The organism is Yinghuangia soli (genome assembly GCF_021502675.1).
GTDB classification, from domain to species: Bacteria; Actinomycetota; Actinomycetes; order Streptomycetales; family Streptomycetaceae; genus Yinghuangia; species Yinghuangia soli.
Genome location: NZ_JAKFHA010000003.1, coordinates 218,103 through 234,093 on the forward strand (window position 1 = coordinate 218,103; position 15,991 = coordinate 234,093).

Annotated in this window: 4 protein-coding genes and 1 pseudogene; all 5 read right to left on the reverse strand. The window is 75.3% G+C overall.

From position 1 onward, the window contains the following. Positions 1–108 precede the first annotated feature (108 nt). The 5 genes and pseudogenes from LZ495_RS07975 to LZ495_RS07995 all read right to left on the reverse strand — a co-directional run bounded on the left by LZ495_RS07975 (position 109) and on the right by LZ495_RS07995 (position 15,932). Positions 109–858, reverse strand: coding sequence for a thioesterase II family protein (locus LZ495_RS07975; RefSeq protein ID WP_235051509.1), 750 nt, complete (start codon positions 856–858; stop codon positions 109–111). Between the two features lie 251 nt (positions 859–1,109). Continuing rightward, a complete protein-coding gene (locus LZ495_RS07980) occupies positions 1,110–1,592 on the reverse strand; it encodes a nuclear transport factor 2 family protein (RefSeq protein ID WP_235051298.1) in 483 nt (160 codons plus the stop codon). Beyond that, positions 1,589–2,038 carry a nuclear transport factor 2 family protein gene (locus LZ495_RS07985; protein ID WP_235051299.1) on the reverse strand — a complete coding sequence of 150 codons (450 nt, stop codon included), beginning with the start codon at positions 2,036–2,038 and terminating at the stop codon, positions 1,589–1,591. Before LZ495_RS07985 ends, LZ495_RS07980 begins: the two co-directional genes overlap by 4 nt. Before the next feature lie 82 nt (positions 2,039–2,120). Then, a pseudogene (locus tag LZ495_RS07990) lies at positions 2,121–7,109 on the reverse strand (acyltransferase domain-containing protein); the annotation flags it as partial. A gap of 90 nt (positions 7,110–7,199) precedes the next feature. Beyond that, positions 7,200–15,932 carry a type I polyketide synthase gene (locus LZ495_RS07995; RefSeq protein ID WP_372498540.1) on the reverse strand — a complete coding sequence of 2,911 codons (8,733 nt, stop codon included), beginning with the start codon at positions 15,930–15,932 and terminating at the stop codon, positions 7,200–7,202. Between the last annotated feature and the right edge of the window lie 59 nt (positions 15,933–15,991).

Sequence of the window (15,991 nt, forward strand, 5' to 3'; positions counted from 1 at the left end):
CCCCCGCCCCCCCCCCCCCCCCCCCCCCCCCCCCCGGGGGGGGGGGGGGGCCCCCCCCCCCCCCCCCCCCCCTCGCCGCCGGCAAGAGGTCCCGGACGTGCCCGTCGGTCAGTTGCGGCGCGCTTGGTGGAGGACGGCTGCAAGGTGGTCGGCGACAGCCTGCTGATGGTCGGTCAGATAGAAGTGGCCGCCCGGGAACGTGTGCAGGTCGAAGGGGCCGGTGGTGTGTTCGCGCCAGGCGGCGGCCTCGTGGATGCCGACCTTGGGGTCGTGGTCGCCGACCAGTGCGGTCAAAGGGCAGCCGAGGGGCGGCCCCGGGCTGAAGCGGTACGTCTCCACCGCCCGGTAGTCCGCGCGGATCGCCGGGAGGACCATCCGCAGCACCTCGTCGTCGTCGAGGATGCCGGCGTCGGTGCCGCGCAGCGCGCGGATCTCGGCGACCAGCGCTGCGTCGTCGTAGGTGTGCACGCGCTCGGCGCGGCTGCGGTCGGGTGCGCGGCGGCCGGACAGCACGAGGGCGGCGGGTGCCGTCGCCGGGTCGGCGGCGGTGAGCCGGCGGGCGACTTCGAACGCGACGACGGCCCCCATGCTGTGGCCGAACAGGACGAGCGGCCGGTGCCTCGGGTCGCCCGCGATCACGCCGCCGAGGATCCCGGCGACGATGTCGGCCAGCCGGCCGATGTCCTCGACGGGTGCCTCTGCACGCCGGTCCTGACGGCCGGGGTACTGGACGCAGAGGACTTCGGCCTGGTCGCGCAGGGCCACGGACAGCGGCAGCCAGAAGCTGGCCGAGCCGCCCGCATGCGGGAACGCGACCAGGCGCGGCAGGGGTTCGGACGTGGGGTGGTAGGTGCGCATCCACGCGGCGGGGTCGGCCTCGGCAGGGTCGGCCGTCGGCGCGGTGGTGCCGGTGTGTCGCGGGCCTGCGGTCGGCGCCGCGGGGGTAGGGCTCATGGCGGTGTCCTCGGGTATGGGGGTCGATGGCCGGGCCCGGGCCAGGGGGGGCCCGGGGCCGGCGGGCTGGAGCGGTCGCGGTGTGCCGGCGGCGGTCGGCGGGGAGCCCCGTGGGCCGTCCCCGGCCACCGGCCCGCGCCGTTCCCCGCGCCCGTTCAGTCGTCGCTGATGCGGGCCAAGTTCTCTGCGGTGGGACGCCACTGCTCGGCGAATTCCGCGGGCAGTTCGGTGGCGGCCAGCACGGGGTGCCGCGGGACGGACACCCGGTAGCTGATGCGCCAGCCGGCCGAGGTGGGTTCGACGATGTCGTAGTAGTCCCCGCCGTGCACCCGCCCGTCGACCAGCGTGGCGATGTAGCGGCTGCGGGCGCGGACGATGCCGTCGTCGCCGACCAGCACCACGGTGTCCAGCGTCTGGTGGTCCGGGGTGTCGGGGCGCCGCGCGCGGGTGAATGCGGCGGCCTGGCCGATCCCCGGGATGGAGTAGCCGAGGCCGATGGTGTTCTCGACTGTCACGTCCTCGGTGAACACCTCGCCCAGCTCGTCGGCGTCGCCGTTGTCGAAGACGTGCCCGAACTGCGCCAGCGCGAGGTGGATCTCGGCAAGGTCCGCGGCGGTGACGGTGCGTGCGGCGCTCATCCGAACTCCTTGGACAGCGGGAAGGCGGACGTTGCGGCGGCAGTGCCCTCGGGGCGCGGTACGCGGGCGAGGCTGCGGCGGTAGCGGATCCGCCAGCCGTCCGGTGTCCGCTCCAGGATGTCGAGGAACTCGCCGCTGGTGAGCCGTCCTTCGGGGTTGATGCCGATGTAGCGGCTGCGCGCCTGCACCCGGCCGTGCTCGTCGACGACGACCGCGGTGTTGAGCGTGTGGTGGTCGGGCGTGGCGTCGCTCTTGCCGCGGGTGTATTCGGCGAACTCGGCAATGCCGTGGAACGAGCGGTTCGCGCTGTGCCCGATGTCCACGGTGACGTCGTCGGTGAAGACCAGGCGGAGTCCGTCGATGTCGCGGTTGTCGAAGACGTGCGCGAACAGGGCGAGGGTCCGGTGGATCTCGGCGAGGTCGGCCGGGGTGAGCGGGTGGGTCATGGACTTCCTTCGGATTCGGTCGTGCGCCGGTGGAGGCACCGGACGGTGGGAATGCCGTGCGGGGCAGCGGCTGCGGGGGCGGTCAAGGTTGCCGGGCCAGGCCGTCGGCCCATGCGGCGACGGCGCGGGCGGTGTCCCCGGCGTGGTCTTCCAGGACCGTGAAGTGGTCGCCGTCGACGGGGATCAGGTCGTGCGGGAGCGGCCAGTAGGCGTGCCAGTCGGCGTCGCCGTCGAGGTCGTCGGGGGTTCCGTCGATCGGTTCGTTCGCCTGGGCGACGAGAGTGGGCGCGGCGATGGGCTGCGGCTTCCAGTCGGCGAAGATGCGCTGGTACAGGCCCATGGTGCTGAGGTTGGTGTCGTCCAGCCACATGTCGTACTGGGCGATGCGCCCGAGCATGCCGTCGATCATGGCGGGGAGCCACCAGTCCATGCCGGGCTCGAGCGGGGTGTCGATGGGGAAGGTGTCGACGAGGGCGACGCCGAGCGGGGCGAGGCCCTGGGCCTCGAGTTCGCGGGTGACGGCGTGCGCGATGCATCCGCCCATGGAGCGTCCGACGACGATGAACGGCGCGTCGCCGACCGCTTCGCGCACGCTGTCGGCGTGCAGCCGGATGATCGCCTCGGCGTCGCGCGGCAGTGCCTCGCCGACTGCGAACCCGGGAGTCTGCAGCACGAAGACGTCGCGTTCGCCGTGGAACGCTTGCGCGAACCGGGCGTATTCGTGCGGCCCGGAAATGGCGCTGACGGAGGGGAAGCACACGATCGCCGGCCCGCCGTCGCCGGTGGCGAGGCGCAGCACGGGCTTGGCGTGTGCGGCGCGTTCGCCGGTGCCGAAGAAGTCGCGGAGCCCGGCCGCGGCCATGATCACCTCGGCGGCGGTGCCGTGCTTGGCCGCCCGGGACAGTTGGACATAGAACTGGGCCAGGGGGCCACGGGCCCGCTCGTCGGCGCTCCGGTCGGCTTGGCCGGCCGGCGCGTCCGATGTGCCGGGGGCGGCGATGCCGCGTTCCGTCAATGCTTCGTCGAGGGCGGCCGCGACCGCGCGTGGCGTCGGGTGCGCGATCGTGACGGTGGCGGGCAGGCGGACGCCGGTCGCCTCGGTGATCCGGTTGCGCAGTTCGACGGCGGTGAGCGAGTCGAGGCCGAGTTCCAGGAAGGCCGTGTCCGCGGATATGGGCTCGTCGCCATCGGTGTGCCCGAGCACCACCGCGGTCCGGGCGCGCACCAGTTCGACGAGCGCCTCCTCCCGGGCCACGGGGTCGAGGGCGTCCAGGCGGGCGGCGAAGTCGGTGGCCTCGGGCGCGGGCGCGGTCCGCGCGCGGCGGCGCGCGGCCACCGGGCGGGCGGAGGTGGCGCGTGAGGCGTCTGCGGAGGCGCTCCGGCGGAGGCGGGCCGCGGCCTCGGCGGGCACGGCCCGTGACACGAGCGAGGCGACCGACAGCACCGGCGCGCCGGTGGCGTCGGCGGCTTCGAGGGCGATGCTGTCTGTGCCGTTGGGCGTGACGGTGACGCGCAGGGCAACGGCGCCGGAGGCGTGCAGCCGGACATCGTCCCAGGCGTACGCGAGACGGCTGCCCGGGTCGGTGCCGCGAGCACGGGCGGTGCGGACAGCGTCGACGACGGCAATGTGCAGAGCGGCGTCGAGCAGCGCCGGGTGGACGCCGAAGCGGGCCGCGTCGGCGTGCTCGTCGGCGGCGAGTTCCACGTCCGCGTACAGGACGCCGTCGGCGCCGCGCCATGCGGCCTGCAGGCCCTGGAACGCCGGGCCGTAGTCGAGGCCTGCGGCGGTGAGCAGGCCGTAGGCGTCCGAGACGTCGACGGGCTCGGCGCCGGGCGGCGGCCAGGCCGCAGCGCGGGCGGGGTCGGGAGCCGGCGGCGGGGCAGAGCCGGTTCCGGGCGCGAGGAAGCCGCCCGCGTGCCGGGTCCAGTCGGCGCCGTCGTCGGCCGCGTCCTCGTCGCGGGAGAGGATCGCGAACCGGCGCCGCCCGTCCTCGGTCGCCGATCCGACGGCGACTCGGAGGTGCACGCCGCCGCGCTCGGGCACCGCGAACGGCGCTTCGATCACGAGTTCCTCCACCACACCGAGGCCGACCTCGTCGGCGGCCCGGACGGCGAGTTCGAGGAACGCGGAGGCGGGCAGCAGCACGGTGCCTTGCACCGCGTGGTCGGCGAGCCACGGGCTGCCGCGCAGCGAGAGGCGTCCGGTGAGCAGGACGTCGTCGCCGTCGCCGATGTCGACCGACGCACGCACGAGCGGGTGTTCGATGCCGCGCAGCCCGAGCGCGGACGCGCCGGACGCGGGCGCCTCGACCGTGTCGCGCCAGTAACGACGGTGCTGGAAAGCGTAGGTGGGCAGGTCGGTGTGCCGCGGAGTGTGCTCCGCGAACACGGCCGCCCAGTCGACGGCTACGCCGCGCACGAAGACTTCGGCGAGTGCGGTGAGCACGCGCGGCAGGCCCCCCTGGTCGCGGCGCAGGGTGCCGGTGACGATTCCGGCGGGCTGCCCGGGCCGGGCGGCGGGCAGTTCCTCGTGGAGGGTGTCCTCGATCGCGGGGGTCAGCACCGGATGAGGGCTGATCTCGATGAAGGTGGTGTGTCCGGCGGCGACGAGGCCCTGGGTGGCTTCGTGGAAGCGGACGGTCTCGCGCAGGTTCGCCGCCCAGTAGTCGGCGTCCATGCCGGCGGTGTCGATCCAGGTGCCGGTCACGGTGGACCACAGCGGAACGGCGCCGGTGACGGGGGTGATCGGGGCGAGGTCGGCGCGGATGCGGTCACGGATGGCCTCGACCTGAGGCGAGTGCGAGGCGTAGTCGACGGGGATGAGTCGGGCGCGGCCGCCTTCGCCGGTCACCTGGGCGACCAGGACTTCGAGGGCGTAGGGGGTCCCGGAGGCGACGACCTGCGCAGGTCCGTTGACGGCGGCGACGGCGATCTTGCCGTCCCAGCGCGCGATGCGCTCGCGGGCCTGTGCCGCGGGCTCGCCGAGCGAGGCCATGCCGCCGCGGCCGGAGAGCGTGGAGATGGCCTGGCTGCGCAGCGCCACGATGCGGGCGCCGTCCTCGAGGCCGAGCCCGCCGGCGACGACGGCCGCGGCGATCTCGCCCTGCGAGTGCCCGACGACCGCGTCGGGGTGGACGCCGTAGGAGCGCCACACTTCGGCGAGCGAGACCAACACCGCCCACAGCACGGGCTGGACGACGTCGACGCGGTCGAGCCAGCCGCGGTCGGCGCCGGTGACGACGTCGGTGAGCGACCAGTCGACGAACGGTTCGAGGGCCTTCTCGCACTCGGCGAAGCGTGCGGCGAACACCGTTGATTCGGCGAGGAGTTCGGCTCCCATGCCGGCCCATTGGGAGCCCTGGCCGGGGAATACGAACACGGTCTTGCCGGTGGGGCCTGCCGTGCCGGTGACGACCGCGGGGCTGTCCTCGCCGCGCCCGAGGGCGGCAAGCGCGTCGCGCAGGCCGGTGCGGGCGCCGACGAGCACGGCTCGTTCGTCGAACGCGGTGCGGGCGGTGGCGAGGGTGTGTCCGACGTCCGCGGTGCGGAAGGCCGGGTGGGCGGCGAGGTGTTCGGTGAGCCGGCCTGCCTGGGCGCGCAGCGCGTCGGCGGACTTCGCCGACAGCACCCACGGGAGCGGCCGGTCGGCGTCGGGAGCGATCGCCGCCGGCTCTTCGGGATCGGTCGTTGCCTCGGGGAGTTCGAGGATGACGTGCGCGTTCGTCCCGCTCACCCCGAACGCGGAGACCGCGGCGCGGCGCGGCGCGCCGGTCTCCGGCCACGGCTGCGCCCGGTCCAGCAGCCGCACGGTCCCGGCGGACCAGTCGACGTGCGGCGACGGTTCGTCCGCGTGCAGGGTGCGAGGCAGTCGGCCGTGGCGCAGTGCCTCGACGGTCTTGATCACGGCCGCGACCCCCGCGGCGGCCTGCGCGTGGCCGATGTTCGACTTGAGCGAGCCGAGCCACAGCGGCCGCTCCGGGTCGCGGTCCTGGCCGTAGGTGGCGATCAGGGCCTGCGCCTCGATGGGGTCGCCCAGCGTGGTGCCGGTGCCGTGCGCTTCGACGGCGTCCACGTCGGACGCGGTGAGCCCGGCGTTCGCGAGGGCCTCGCGGATGACGCGCTGCTGGGCGGGTCCGTTGGGGGCGCTCAGGCCGTTGGACGCGCCGTCCTGGTTGACGGCGCTGCCGCGGACGACGGCGAGCACCGGGTGTCCGAGGCGTTCGGCGTCCGACAGCCGTTCGAGGACGAGGACGCCCGCTCCCTCGGCCCAGCCGGTGCCGTCGGCGCCCGCCCCGAAGGCCTTGCAGCGCCCGTCGGGCGAGAGCCCGCGCTGGCGCGAGAACTCGACGTAGCCGGCCGGCGAGGCCATGACGGTCGCGCCGCCGGCGAGTGCCAGGTCGCTCTCGCCCGAGCGCAGCGACTGCACCGCCAGGTGCAGCGCGACCAGCGAGGACGAGCACGCGGTGTCGACGGTCACGGCCGGGCCTTCGAGCCCGAACGTGTAGGCGATGCGTCCGGACGCGACGCTGCCGAGGGTTCCGGTGCCGAGGTAGCCCTCGAGTTCCTCGGGCACCCGGTCGAGGGCGGGCGCGTAGTCGATGCCCGCGATCCCGGCGAAGACCGCTGTGCGGGTGCGCTTGAGGGTGGCGGCGTCGATGCCGGCGCGTTCGAACGCCTCCCACGCGGTCTCCAGGAGCAGGCGCTGCTGGGGGTCCATGGCGAGCGCCTCGCGCGGCGAGATCCCGAAGAACGCCGCGTCGAAGTCGGCGGCGTCCGGGAGGAACGAACCGTTGACGGTGTAGGTGGTGCCGGGCCGGTCGGGGTCGGGGTCGTAGATGTCCCGCAGGTCCCAGCCGCGGTCGGTGGGCGCCTCGCCGACCGCGTCGGTCCCGGAGTCGACGAGCTTCCACAGGTCGTCGGGTCCGCGGACGCCGCCGGGCAGCCGGCATGCGGTGCCGACGATGGCGATGGGTTCGCGCCGCGCGGACTCCACCTCGCGCAGGCGCGCGCGGGCGGTCTGGACGTCGGCGAGGGCGCGCTTGAGGTAGGTCCGGAGCTTCGCTTCGTCGGCGGGCGTCCCGGCCGCGGCGGTCCTCGCCTCGGTGCTGACGTCGGTCATGGTGCGTGCCTTTCTCTGCGGGCTTCGGTGCCGCGCGGGGGCTCAGAGGGATTCGAGGTCGCCGTCGAGGAGGCTGAACAGTTCGTCGTCGGTGGCGGTGTCCAGGTCGATCCCGTGGCCGCCGCCGGGGTGTTCCGGCACGAGGGCCCACTTGTCGGCGAGCAGCCGCAATTGCCGGAGGACGGCAGCGCGAGTGTCCGCGTCGCCGAGGCCGTCGCCGGCCAGGGCCGCGTCGAGTCGGACGAGGCCGGCGAGCACGTCCGGCGCGGAGCCGTCGCCGCCGGACGGGTCGCCCGACGCGAGTTCGGCGGCGACGAGAGCCGCCACGTCGGCCGGCGTCGGGTGGTCGAACACGAGGGTGGCGGGCAGGTTCAGCCCGGTCGCCGCGTTGAGCCGGTTGCGCAGTTCCACGGCGGTGAGCGAGTCGAGGCCCAGTTCGCGGAAGGCCCGGTCCGCCTCCACGGCGGCCGCGCCGTTGCGCCCGAGCACCGCGGCGGTCTCGGCGCGCACGAACTCACCGATCACCGAAACGCGTTCGTCGCCGGCGAGGCCTGCGACCCGGGCCGCCAGCACGGGACCCTCGACGGGCGCGGCGGCGAAGGCGATGTCGGCGGCGGCGCCGTTCGCGGTCCGCTCGCCGTCGAGCCAGTAGCGGGTGTGCTGGAAGGCGTAGGTGGGCAGCGGGACCGTGCGCGGCCGGCGGTCGGCGAGCGCCTCCTGCCAGTCGACGGGCACACCGCGGACCCAGGCCTCGGCGAGCGAGATGGTGAACCGCCGCAGGCCGCCTTGCTCGCGGCGCAGCGTCCCGACGACGACCGGGCGGGTGACGCCGGCGGATTCCAGGGTCTCGGCGACCGCGGTGCCGACGACCGGGTGCGGGGCGATCTCGACGAACACGGTGTGCCCGGTCGCGGCGAGGCCGCGGGTGGCGTCGTCGAAGCGGACGGGCTCGCGCAGGTTGGTCACCCAGTAGGCGGCGTCCATCTCCGCGGTGTCGATCCACTCCCCCGTCACGGTGGACCACAGCGGGATCCGGCCCGTGGCGGGCGTGATCCCCGCCAGGTCGGCGCTGATCCGGTCGCGGATGGCGTCCACGTGTGCGGAGTGCGAGGCGTAGTCGACGGGGATGATGCGGGCGCGCACCCCGTCGGCTTCGACCGCGGCCACCAGGGAGTCCAGTGCGGCGGGTTCGCCCGCGACGACGGTCTGGGCGGGGCTGTTGACCGCGGCGACGGAGATCCGCCCCTCGTAGGCCGCGATGCGCTCGCGGACCTCCGCCTCGGGTTCGGCGACGAAGGCCATACCGCCGGTGCCGGACAGTGCGAGGATGGCTTGGCTCCGCAGTGCGACGACGCGTGCCCCGTCCTCGAGGGACAGGCCGCCCGCGACGACCGCGGCGGCGATCTCGCCCTGCGAATGGCCGACGACCGCGTCGGGCCGGACGCCGTGTGCCTGCCAAAGCTCCGCGAGCGCGACGAGTACGGCCCACAGCAGGGGCTGCACGACGTCGACGCGGTCGAGCCAGTCGGTGTCCTCGCCGGCCAGCAGATCGGCGGGCGACCAGTCGACCAGCGGTTCGAGTGCCTTGGCGCAGTCCGCGAAGCGTGCGGCGAACACCGGTGACTCGTCGAGGAGTTCCGCAGCCATGCCGGCCCACTGGGAGCCCTGCCCGGGGAAGACGAACACGGTCTTGCCGACCGGCCCGGCAGTCCCGCGCACCACCGCCGGCGATGATGCGCCGTCGGCGAGGTCCGCAAGGGCGGCAGGCAGTTCGCCGCCCGTCCCCACGACCACGGCGCGCTCCTCGAACGCGGCCCGGGTCGCGACGAGTGACAGCGCGACATCGGCCGGGTCGGTGCCGGGCCGATCGGCGAGGAACGCGTGCAGGCGGCGGGCCTGGGGCGCCAGGGCCGCCGCACGCCGGGCGGTGACGGGCCAGGCGACGACCTGCTCCGCGCCGGTGCCGTCCGCGCGCGGCGCCGGCGCGGGCGTCGGTACCAAGCCGTCGGCCCCGTCCGGCTGTTCGAGGATGACGTGGGCGTTGGTCCCGCTCACCCCGAACGACGAAACGGCGGCGCGGCGCGGCCGTCCGGTGTCGGGCCAGGCCTGGGCCTCGCTCAGCAGCCGGACCGCTCCCGCGGACCAGTCGACGTGCGGCGAGGGCTCGTCCACGTGCAGCGTCCTCGGGAGCACGCCGTGGCGCAGGGCCTCGACGGTCTTGATGACGCCCGCGACTCCTGCGGCGGCCTGGGCGTGGCCGATGTTGGACTTGAGCGAGCCGAGCCACAGCGGGCGCTCCGCCGGGCGGTCCTGGCCGTAGGTGGCGAGCAGCGCCTGCGCTTCGATCGGGTCGCCGAGCGTCGTGCCGGTGCCGTGCGCCTCGACGGCGTCGACGTCGGCGGCGGTGAGCCCCGCGTTGGCCAGGGCCTGGCGGATGACGCGCTGCTGGGCGGGCCCGTTCGGGGCGGTGAGCCCGTTGGACGCGCCGTCCTGGTTGACCGCGCTGCCCCGCACCACGGCGAGCACCTGGTGCCCGTTGCGCCGCGCGTCGGACAGCCGTTCGAGGAGGAGCATGCCGACGCCTTCGGCCCAGCCCACGCCGTCGGCGGCACCGGCGAACGCCTTGCAGCGGCCGTCCGTGGACAGACCGCGCTGCCGGGAGAACTCGGTGAACGCACCGGGCGACGCCATCACGGCCACGCCGCCCGCGAGCGCGAGGTCGGTCTCGCCGGTGCGCAGCGACTGGGCGGCCAGGTGGAGGGTGACCAGCGACGAGGAGCACGCGGTGTCGATGGTGACCGCGGGGCCTTCGAACCCGAAGGTGTAGGCGATACGTCCGGACGCGACACTTCCGGCCGTTCCGTTGCCGACGTATCCCTCCAGTGAGGCGGGCACGTGGGCGGGCTGCGGCGCGTAGTCGTGGTACATGACGCCGGCGAAGACGCCGGTGCGGCTGCCGCGCAGCGCGGTGGGGTCGATCCCGGCCTGCTCGAACGCCTCCCAGCTCGTCTCCAGGAGCAACCGCTGCTGCGGGTCGGTGGCCAGCGCCTCGCGTGGTGAGATCTCGAAGAAGTCGGCGTCGAAGTCCGCTGCGTCGTAGAGGAATCCGCCGTGCCGGGTGTAGGACTTGCCGGGCGCCGTCGGGTCGGGGTCGAAGAGGTCGTCGACGTCCCAGCCGCGGTCCTCCGGGAACGGGCCGATGGCGTCGGTGCCGGATGCGACCAGGTCCCACAGGTCGTCCGGAGAGCCGACACCGCCGGGCAGCCGGCATGCCATGCCGACGATGACGACCGGGTCGTCGCCCGTGGCGGCTCCGGGGCGCGGCGCTGCGGCGGCCGGTGCGGCAGCCGCGGAGCCGAGCAGTTCGCTGCCGAGGTACTCCGCGAGCGCGGCGGGGGTCGGGTGGTCGAACACGAGCGTCGCGGGCAGCCGGGCGCCGACCACGGCGGTGAGCCGGTTGCGCAGTTCGACCGCGGTGAGCGAGTCCATGCCGAGGTCGGCGAACGGGCGGCGCGGCCCGACCGCGTCGAGGTCGGCGCCGAGCACGCCGGCCACCTGGGCGCAGACCAGCCCGACGAGTTCGCGGTCGCGCTCCCCCGGGGTGAGCGCGGCGAGCCGGGCCGCGAAGCCCCCGGTGGGTGTGCCGGGCTCGCCGGCCGCGGCGGCGGTACGGCGGGGCCCGGGGACCAGGACGCGCAGCAGCGCCGGCACGGGGGTGCCGGATGCGGCGGCGCGGGCCCGGAGCCCCGCGAGGTCGAGCGGGGCGGGCACCAGCACGGGCGGCGCGGTCGCGGAGCGGACGGCGGCGTCGAAGAGCCGCAGGCCGTCGTCGGTCCCGAGCGGCCGGATGCCGGCGCGGGCGGCGCGCGCCCGGTCGGTACCGGTCAAGTGGGCGGTCATGCCGCCTGCTTCGGCCCACATGCCCCACGCGAGCGAGAGCGCGGGGAGTCCCGCGGCGCGCCGGTGTTCGGCGAGGGCGTCGAGGAAGGTGTTCGCCGCGGCGTAGCTGCCCTGCCCCGCGCCGCCGAGGACCGCGGCGACCGACGAGAACGACACGAACGCCGACAAGTCGTGCCCGGCGGTCAGTTCGTGCAGATGCCAGGCGGCGTCGGCCTTGGGCCGGAGCACGGCGGCGAGGCGTTCCGCGTCGAGAGAGCCGAGCACGCCGTCGTCGACGATGCCCGCGGCGTGGACGACCGCAGTCAGCGGGTGGTCGGCCGGAACGCTGTCGAGGAGGCCGGCGAGGGCGGCACGGTCCGCGACGTCGACGGCCGCGACGGTGACGCGGGCTCCTGCGGCGGCCAGTTCGTCGCGCAGCGCGGCGGCGCCGGGGGTCTCGACGCCGCGGCGCCCGGTGAGGACGAGATGCCGGACACCATGCTCCGCGACGAGATGCCGGGCGAAGAGCCCGCCGAGAGTGCCGAGGCCTCCGGTGACGAGCACCGTGCCGTCGGGGTCGCCGAACGGGCGATCGCCGACGAGGGGCTCGGCCGGTTCGGCGCGGGCAAGGCGCGGCACGTACAGGGCATCCGCGCGCACGGCGAGCTGCGGCTCCCCCGCGGAGAGCCCGGCGGCACGGACCCGCTCGAGCAGGGCCGCGTCGCCTGCCTGCGCCTCCGAGCCGGGGCCCGCACCGGTCCCCGCGGCGGGGGCGAAGTCGACGAGCAGGAAACGGCCCGGCTGTTCGGTCTGGGCGCTGCGGACGAGGCCCCAGACCGCGGCGCCGACCGGGTCCGGGTGCTCGCCGGGAAGCGCGGCGACGGCGCCGCGGGTGATGACGGCGAGCGGCGCGGCGTCGTCCGCGCCCCGTTCGGCGCTTGCCTGGAGCACGGCGAGGACCCGCGCGGTCTCGTGGTGCACGGCGTCGACGAGTTCGGCGGCGTCACCGGACCACGGGCGCACGTACACGGCTTCCGCGTCCGGGACGGCGCCGGCGTGCACGGCTGCGGCGACGTCCTGCGCGGCGTCCTCGACCGGGAGCGGCGGGCCCGGCATCCACGTGGGCGCGAACAGCGCGTCGCGGTCGCGGCTGCGCGCGGCGGCGAGTTGGTCCGCGGTGACGTGCCGGGTCGCGAGGCGGCCGATCGAGACGACGGGCGTCCCGGTGCCGTCGGCGGCGTCCAGGACGACGTCGCCCTCGCCGTCCGTCCCGATGCGCACGCGCAGCAGGCCGGCGCCAGCGGCGTGCAGCCGGACGCCCTTCCACGCGAACGGCAGCCGGTTGCCCCGCTGGTCGGCGGGGTCGAGAGCGCGGACGGCGGCGATGTGCAGGGCCGCGTCGAGCAGCGCGGGGTGGAGGCCGAAGCTCGCGGCTTCGGCTCGCTGCGCCTCGGGCAGCACGGCCTCGGCGTAGACCGCGTCGCCCTGCTGCCAGGCGGCGCGCAGTCCGCGGAAGACGGGGCCGTAGGCGATGCCGGCCGCGTCGAGGGCGTCGTAGGCGCCGGTGACGTCGAGCGGTGCGGCGCCTGCGGGCGGCCACGGGGCGGCACCGAGTTCGGCCGGGAACGCAGCGGCCGCCGCGGTGCCGAGGACGCCGGAGGCGTGCCGGGTCCACGGTGTGCCCGGTGCCGCATCGGCGAGCCGGGCGTGCACGGCGACCGGGCGCCGTCCGTCGGGCTCGAGGGTGTCGACGAGGACCTGAAGGTGGACGGCGCCGTGTTCGTCGAGAACCAGGGGCGCCTCGATGACGAGTTCGTCGACGGCGTCGAGCCCAGTCTCCTCGCCGGCCCGCAGCGCGGCCTCGACGAATGCAGTGCCGGGAACGACGACGTTGCCGTGCACGACGTGGTCGGCAAGCCACGGGTGGGTGGCGAGCGAAAGCGATCCGGTGAGCAGGACGGTTCCGGTGCCGCCGTCCGGGCCGTCGCCGGCGACGTGCACCGCGGCGGCGAGAAGGGGGTGTCCGGCCGCGGCGAGGCCGAGCCCGGCCGGGTCGCCGCCGTCGGCGGGCGGCTGGTCGATCCAGAACCGCCGGTGCTGGAAGGCGTACGTGGGCAGGTCGGTGCGGCGCGGCCGGGCGGGTGCGAAGAAGGCGGCCCAGTCGATGCGGGCCCCGGCCGCGTGTGCGGTGCCGAGGGCATGCGGGACGGTCTCGGCCTCGGCGCGGTCGCGGCGCAGCGCGGCGGCGAACAGCGGCGGCTCGGTGCCGGTGTCGGCGCGGTCGGCCAGGGAGTCCTGGGCCATGGCGGTCAGGATGCCGTCGGGGCCGAGTTCGAGATAGGCGCGTACTCCGGCGTCGGCGAGATGGGCGACGACGTCGCGGAAGCGCACCGCGCCGCGGACGTGGTCGGCCCAGTGTGCGGGGTCGGCGAGTTCGGCGGCGCTTGCGATGCGGCCGGTGAGGTTGGAGACGAGAGGGATACGCGGCGGCGCGTACGCGAGGGTTCCGGCGATGCGGCGGAACTCGTCGAGCATGCCGTCCATATGCGGCGAGTGGAAGGCGTGGCTGACGCGGAGCCGCTTGGCCTTGCGGCCGAGCGCGGCGAAGTGCGCGGCGACGGCTTCCGCGGCGTCGGCGTCGCCGGAGACGACGACGGACGCCGGCCCGTTGATGGCGGCGATGCCGAGTCGGCCGGCGTGGGCGGCGACTGCCGCGGCGGCCTCGGCTTCGTCGGCCTGGAGGGCGACCATGGCACCAGTGGCGGGCATCGACTGCATGAGCCGGGCGCGCGCGGCGACCAGGGCGGCGGCGTCGGTGAGGTCGAGAACGCCGGAGACGTGCGCCGCGGTGAGCTCGCCGAGCGAGTGGCCGGTGACGAAGTCGGGTCGCACGCCCCAGGACTCGTAGAGCCGGAAGAGCGCAGTCTCCAGGGCGAACAGCGCGGGCTGCGCGTAGATGGTGCGGTCGAGGAGGGCGGCGGCCTCGGTGTCGGCGGGATCGGCGAACACGACATCCCGCAGTCGGCGGGGCACGTGGCCGGTCAGGTGAGTGTCGAGTGCGTCGGCGGCGGCGTCGAAGGCCGCCGCGAACACGCGGTGCCGGGCGTGGAGTTCACGTCCCATGCCGACGCGTTGGCTGCCTTGCCCGGTGAACAGGAAGGCGAGCGGGGCGTCGGAGGTGGCAGTCGCGCGGACGACGTCGGGGGCGGCATCGGCGGCGAGGGCTTCGAGGCGGGCGAGCGCGTCCTGCCGGTCGGCGGCGATGACGACGGCGCGTTCCGCGAACGCGGCGCGCGTGGTGGCGAGCGAGAACGCGGTGTCGACCGGCCGGGCCTCGTCCTGGTGTGTGCGGAGGTGGTCGGCGAGCCGGGCGGCCTGGGCCCGCAGTGCGGCGGGCGTCCTGGCGGACAGCACCCACGGCTGCGGGCCGTCCGCCGCTGCCGCGGTGGCCTCGCCGGCCGTCGTGCCGGCGGCCTCGTCGGCAGGGGTCCGGTCGGCGGCGCCGCCGGTGTCCTGCGGGTATTCGAGGATGACGTGCGCGTTGGTGCCGCTCGCCCCGAACGCGGACACCCCGACGCGGCGCGGCCGTCCCGTCTCGGGCCACGGCAGTGCCTCGGTCAGGAGCCGCACGTCGCCGGCCGTCCAGTCGACGTGCGGGCTGGGTTCGTCGACGTGCAGGGTCTTGGGCAGGATCCCGTGGCGCATGGCCTCGGTCATCTTGATGACGCCGACGATTCCCGCGGCGGCCTGCGTGTGGCCGATGTTCGATTTGGACGAGCCGATCCACAGCGGGCGGCCGTCGGGGCGGTCCTGCCCGTAGGCCGCGATGAGCGCCTGCGCCTCGATCGGGTCGCCGAGCGTGGTGCCGGTGCCGTGCGCCTCGACGGCGTCGATGTCGGCGGCGGTGAGCCGGGCGTTGCGCAGGGCGTCCCGGATGACGCGCTGCTGGGCAGGTCCGCTGGGGGCGGTGAGGCCGTTGGAGGCGCCGTCCTGGTTGACCGCGCTGCCGCGCAGGACGGCGAGCACGCGGTGCCCGTTGCGGCGGGCGTCCGCGAGCCGTTCGACCAGGACGAGTCCGGCGCCTTCGGCCCAGCCGGTGCCGTCGGCGGCGGCCGCGAAGGCCTTGCACCGGCCGTCCTCGGAGAGCCCTTGGAGCCGGGAGAACTCGACGAATCCGATGGGCGAGGCCATCAACGTGATGCCGCCGGCGACCGCGAGGTCGCATTCGCCGGTGCGCAGGGCGTGTGCGGCAAGGTGCAGCGAGACCAGTGCCGACGAGCAGGCGGTGTCGACGGTGACCGCGGGGCCTTCGAACCCGAAGGTGTAGGCGATGCGGCCGGAGGCGACGCTGGCCGCGTTGCCGTTCCCTATGTAGCCGCCGACTTCCGCGGGGATCTCGCGCAGCCGGGCGGCGTAGTCCTGGCCGTTGAGGCCGGCGAACACGCCGGTGCGGCTTCCGGCAAGGCCGGTGGGGTCGATCCCGGCGCGTTCGAACAGCTCCCACGCGGTCTCCAGGAGGACGCGGTGCTGCGGGTCGGTGGCGAGCGCCTCGCGCGGGGAGATGCCGAAGAAGTCGTTGTCGAATCCGGCGATGTCGGGAAGGAACGAGCCGTGCCGGGTGGTGGACGTGCCCGGGTGGTCGGGGTCGGGGTCGTAGAGGCGCTCGACGTCCCAGCCGCGGTCCTCGGGGAAGGGGCCGACGGTGTCCGCTCCGTCGGCGATGATCTTCCAGAGGGCTTCGGGCGAGGTGGCACCGCCGGGCAGGCGGCAGGCGGCGGCGACGATGGCGACCGGTTCGGGCAGGGGATTCTCGGCGTGCGCCAGCCGTTCGCGGGTTTCGTGGAGTTCGAGGGTGAGGCGCTTGAGCAGGTGGCGGATCTGGTCGTCGTCGCTCATGTCGTGTCCGTCTTTCCGGAGGTTGCCGGGTCGGTTCGGCGGGGCGCGGTGTCGGGTCG